Annotated in this window: 7 protein-coding genes; 1 reads left to right on the top strand and 6 read right to left on the bottom strand. The window is 42.8% G+C overall.

The features are described from left to right. Nucleotides 1-226: 226 nt before the first annotated feature. The 3 genes from CDZ78_RS18970 to CDZ78_RS18980 are packed head-to-tail and all read right to left on the bottom strand — an operon-like array spanning nt 227 to nt 2,270. Complete coding sequence (locus tag CDZ78_RS18970; RefSeq protein ID WP_087871371.1) at nt 227-904, bottom strand: hypothetical protein; 678 nt, start codon at nt 902-904, stop codon at nt 227-229. Beyond that, complete coding sequence (locus CDZ78_RS18975) at nt 901-1,206, bottom strand: hypothetical protein (protein ID WP_087871372.1); 306 nt, start codon at nt 1,204-1,206, stop codon at nt 901-903. Before CDZ78_RS18975 ends, CDZ78_RS18970 begins: the two co-directional genes overlap by 4 nt. A gap of 32 nt (nt 1,207-1,238) precedes the next feature. Beyond that, nucleotides 1,239-2,270 (bottom strand): hypothetical protein, encoded by a 1,032-nt coding sequence (locus CDZ78_RS18980; protein WP_087871373.1) that lies wholly within the window; start codon nt 2,268-2,270, stop codon nt 1,239-1,241. A 19-nt stretch (nt 2,271-2,289) separates the two neighbouring features. Between CDZ78_RS18980 and CDZ78_RS23930 the strand changes: the two genes are divergently transcribed. After that, nucleotides 2,290-2,415: a hypothetical protein gene (locus CDZ78_RS23930; RefSeq protein WP_263458613.1), complete on the top strand. Its 126-nt coding sequence runs from the start codon at nt 2,290-2,292 to the stop codon at nt 2,413-2,415. A gap of 59 nt (nt 2,416-2,474) precedes the next feature. Here CDZ78_RS23930 and CDZ78_RS18985 read toward each other — a convergent pair whose 3' ends face one another. From CDZ78_RS18985 to CDZ78_RS18995, 3 genes are all read right to left on the bottom strand, one after another. Next, nucleotides 2,475-3,155, bottom strand: a complete 681-nt coding sequence (locus tag CDZ78_RS18985) for an eCIS core domain-containing protein (protein ID WP_087871374.1) — start codon at nt 3,153-3,155, stop codon at nt 2,475-2,477. Nucleotides 3,156-3,406: 251 nt separating this feature from the next. Then, a complete protein-coding gene (locus tag CDZ78_RS18990; protein ID WP_087871375.1) occupies nt 3,407-3,742 on the bottom strand; it encodes a hypothetical protein in 336 nt (111 codons plus the stop codon). 5 nt (nt 3,743-3,747) lie between these two features. Then, on the bottom strand, nt 3,748-4,224 hold the full coding sequence (locus CDZ78_RS18995; RefSeq protein WP_087871376.1) for an ATP-binding protein: 477 nt from the start codon (nt 4,222-4,224) through the stop codon (nt 3,748-3,750). Between the last annotated feature and the right edge of the window lie 82 nt (nt 4,225-4,306).

The following is a 4,306-nucleotide window of genomic DNA, read 5'->3' on the forward strand; positions in this document are numbered from 1 at the left end:
TATAAGAACAGGTATATTATCTCATGGGTTTTTAATCCCGAATTTTCCTCTTCACAAGCTGTTTTGAAGAGATTAAAAAAGTTGATCGGGATCGCCAGTATTTAAAAGCATCTTGCGGCTGACTATTAAGACAGGACCAATAAATGGCCTATTTGATGGCTATTCTGCAGGAGACTAAAAACCACAAAAATAAGGCTAAAACTCTGTCAAGAACTTTTTTAATTATTTACGCTGAGTAGTTACGTTTTTTTTTCTTATTTGCTGTGGTTTCTTGCAGTTTTCCTACTGCAATCAGAAGAGGATTAATATCAGATACAATATAGGCTTTGGCCGCTTTTATATCAGCTTTTTTCTTATCCGACAGGCTATCTTTATTCTTTTGCTCATACCCCATTAAAAAACTCTTAATCGGTGAAGGTGTTGAAGCAATATAAAGCACCTTTTTACCTGCAATTTTTTTTACCGAAATAGTATGACTTTCCTCGCCTGCCGTAAAACTATGTTTAGGATTAACAAAATTAATTACACTTTGGGCTGCGCCTTTAGCTGCTACCTTACCTTTTTTAAATAACTTTTTAGCAAACCCAACAATCTTATCCAGCACCTTGTTTACAATTTTATCGATAGGTTTGCGGATTTTTTTGATGATATCAGAGACTGCTTTACCTATACCCGACAGCCCTAATAACCTGGCGAGGAAATTCAGAATAATGGGAATGGTCATTGCCGATTCAACCTTGGAGGCTGCTGCGGAGATTTTACCAGCAGCGATTTCTCCTATTGAATTAAATACACTGCCAACAAAATCAACAATACGCTGCCAGTTTTCTACAAAAAACATAATTACATTGTAGATTGCCAGAATTGCCTGAACGATTGCACCTGCAGGATTCAGGAAACTCAATAGTTTAATGACAGCCTGTTGACTACCTGTGTGATTAGCCAGTTACGAATACCATCCATAACTTGCTGTTTTATCTCAGCAGCTTTTTCCTTAATCATTTCCCACAGTGCCATCGGGCCTTCAGACACTAGTTTTTTAACAATAGTGACGCCAGTCTCTGCAACCTTAACTATTTTTTCTCCTACCCTTTTCACTAGCTTTACACGTATTGTATTCCATGTCAGCCCCAGAATTTGCAGCACTAAACTCAGTATCCCCTTAAGGTTCCAGGTTGTTGGCAAGGTAATAGGTATATCGGCCATAGCACCGGTAAGCCAACTAATTAAACCTCCAATTAGATATTTTTAACTTCTGGTAGCTCATCCATGCCAAACAATTTATCCTTTGCCCATAACAAACTACCACCAAACCGATCATAACGCCAACGCTTAAATGCATCCATTCGTCGCTTAACATTATCTTCAAAAGTTTTGGTTGCGGCTTTTTCTCCTATATCAAAATTAGCCAAAGACTGTTTTTCAAGGTCATCTAGTTTCTGCTTTACCCCGGTATTGGCTGTTTCATAAATTGTATTGATGTGATCAGTGACAGCCTGGCGTTTTAACTCTATTTTGCTTTTGGTTTTCTTTTGGTCCTGCTGGGCGCCTGTTAATTCTTTTTGGCGCTCCTGCTGCATTTCTTGCTTGCCCTGCAGCTCTTCTTTATTCAGTTCCTGAGCTACCTGTTGCTTTTGCTCCTGTTCCAGCTGCTTTGCTTCCTTAGGTCCTTTTTTAACAGCTTCTTTAACTTGTTTACGCTCTTTATTGGCCTCTGCTAAATCATCTTCATCAACCATTTCTAGTTGTTCATCACTGATTTGCTCCTGTTTGAGCATATCATCAGATTCATTTTCAAAATTACTCAGATCAGTATGTTCCGCCTGTATTTCACCGACCAATCCTTCGCCCATATTCAAGGCACTGGTTTCAGGTGCCTGTTCTATTTCAGCTAATGCCTCAGGCTCCTGCTCTGGAGCCTCGGCTTCCGGGGTATTTTCTATTTCCTGATAAGTCGCCCTGACCTGTTGAGTATCAGCACTTACAACGCCTTTAACCGCTGCGCCTACCGCCCTACCTTTGCCCTCTTCCTTAAATTTATCTACCGCTTCCAGACTTGTAGGTATTGCTTTTTCTAGCGCACTTTGGAATTCTTGTTTGGCTTTGACTTCATCGGGTTTTGGTTCTTCGCTATTTTCTACCGTTTCAACCTGGCTCGCATTAGAGCGAGATTGAGCTTCCTGTACCGGAGGTACTACAGATTTTTCAGTATTAGACAACCAGGCGCGCCATGCTACCTCACAACATTTTGGGACTCCTGTCACCAACATTCATTCGCCTACGCAGCGAATGGGAGATGCCCTGGTCGCCCTGCGTCCGTCTCAACTACGCACAAAACCCTGCTCCGTTAAGACTACCTCAAATGGCTGGACGGCTATTCGGAATGCAATTCTTGCCTCCCTCGCGCGCTACTAGCGCACTTCGGATCAGCGAAATAAAAATCATCACTCCGCTTAGGCTCCGTTTCCCTGATTTTAAGCGTTGGTTTCTGCATTTTCTGTCTTTTTTTCATTAGTGGCCAGTAGTCTGACTGCAGCTTTTTTTGAATTAAAAGCGGTTTTAGTTGTCTTGCGTAAAAAAGCACCAACTCCCTTCCCTTTTGCTACACTTTTCACTTTTGCTTTCAAAGCCCCCTTGGGCTTACCTTTAAGCTTTGTTTTTTTCTGCCCTTCAGCTGATTTCGTTTCCTGCTGTGCGCTCTGATTTTCCTTAATATCTGGCCCTGCCATCGCACCAGTAGTAGGTTTCTGCGCTGATTCTGCTGTACTGCCTAGAGCTTCTGATCCTGACTTGGTTCCTGACTGCTCACCCACCTCCGAGGCATTGGCTTTGATTTTTTCAGCATTTTCCTGCTCTAAGCTTTGAGTCGCTTTATCCGTTGGCTCAGGTATCGGATCATTGCGTTTTGCATTGTTTTGTTTCACTTCCCCTTCTGCTAGCTTTTGTTCAGCAGCACCCTGTTGCACAACATGAGTCAACTCATGGGCAAGCAACATCTTGCCTCGAGTAGATTCTGGCTCATACTTACCAGAATTAAAAAATATATCCTTACCATGTGTAAATGCCTGAGCTTTTAAATCACGATTCATCGCTACAGCATCAGCACCCTGATGAATTCGTACGCCACTAAAATCCGCTGAAAATCCCGTTTCCATAGAAATGCGGGCCTCATCATTCAGCTTATCGCCTTTACCTTTGTTGTTGAACAGTTTTTGCTCTACCTGATTTAACTCTGGAAATTGTTTTTTATCCCGAACATTTGCGCGTGCCTCAGCTTTGGTTTGTAGCTCTGATTCTTCATCACCTTCTTTTTAGCCTGAGGCTCTTGTTCTTCCTGTCGCTGAACCTTCGCCTTCGCCTGCGCTTCCTCTTCTTCCTGACGTTGAACCTTGGTCTGAGTTTCCTCTTATTCCTTCCGCTGAACCTTTTCTGGCTCTTGCTCTTCAGATTTTTCAACTTCTCGACGCTGTAGCCTGGTTTGAACCGCTGAATCAGCCAATCGAGAAATCATCGGCGCTCGCTGAACTGATGAAGTACTTACTGTAGCTGTACTCGTGCCCTGAGCCACTGGCCCCGCTGCGCCATGATTGCTGCCTACAACAGTACCTGCGACTCGATCAGCTTCTTGCTCATGACCATCATGGCTGCGGCCAACCTGTAGCCGGGCCTGAACCCGACTCGCGGCAGCACGAGAACTCGCTGAACTTTGCTTGGTTTGCAGAACCGATGCTGGAGTACTCATAAGCCTTAAAGGGTCTTGCCCTCTTTCTGCAATTCCCGGCGTATACCATTAATAATATCGGTATGTTGAATAGCTTCACTAGACTTATCTATCGCCATTAATGATGCATAACGCATAACATTCATAATTGATCCCCCTGAAAGCTCATATCGATTAGCCACTTTTTCTATATCCCAGTCTATTTCCAGCATTGGAAATGTGGATAAAACACCCTTCCATATTGCCAGGCGCTCTCTTGCCCCGGGTAGTGGGAAATACGCTACTGCCTGAAATCGACGCATAAATGCTTCATCGATATTATTGCTAAAATTAGAGGCGAGTATGACAACTCCGGGGAATTCCTCAATACGCTGTAACAGATAAGATACTTCCTGATTAGCATATCGATCATGTGCGTCACTGACATTGGTACGTTTTCCGAACAAAGCATCGGCTTCATCGAAAAAAAGAATACATTTCATATTCTCAGCCCTAGCAAAAATCGGTAGTGGGTTAAATCTGTTATTTCACTTAAATAATTAGGAGAAGTAAAAGGTTTACATCATAATTCCTCGAATGAAATGT

The sequence above is a fragment of the Bathymodiolus platifrons methanotrophic gill symbiont genome (assembly GCF_002189065.1).
Taxonomy (GTDB): Bacteria; Pseudomonadota; Gammaproteobacteria; order Methylococcales; family Methylomonadaceae; genus Methyloprofundus.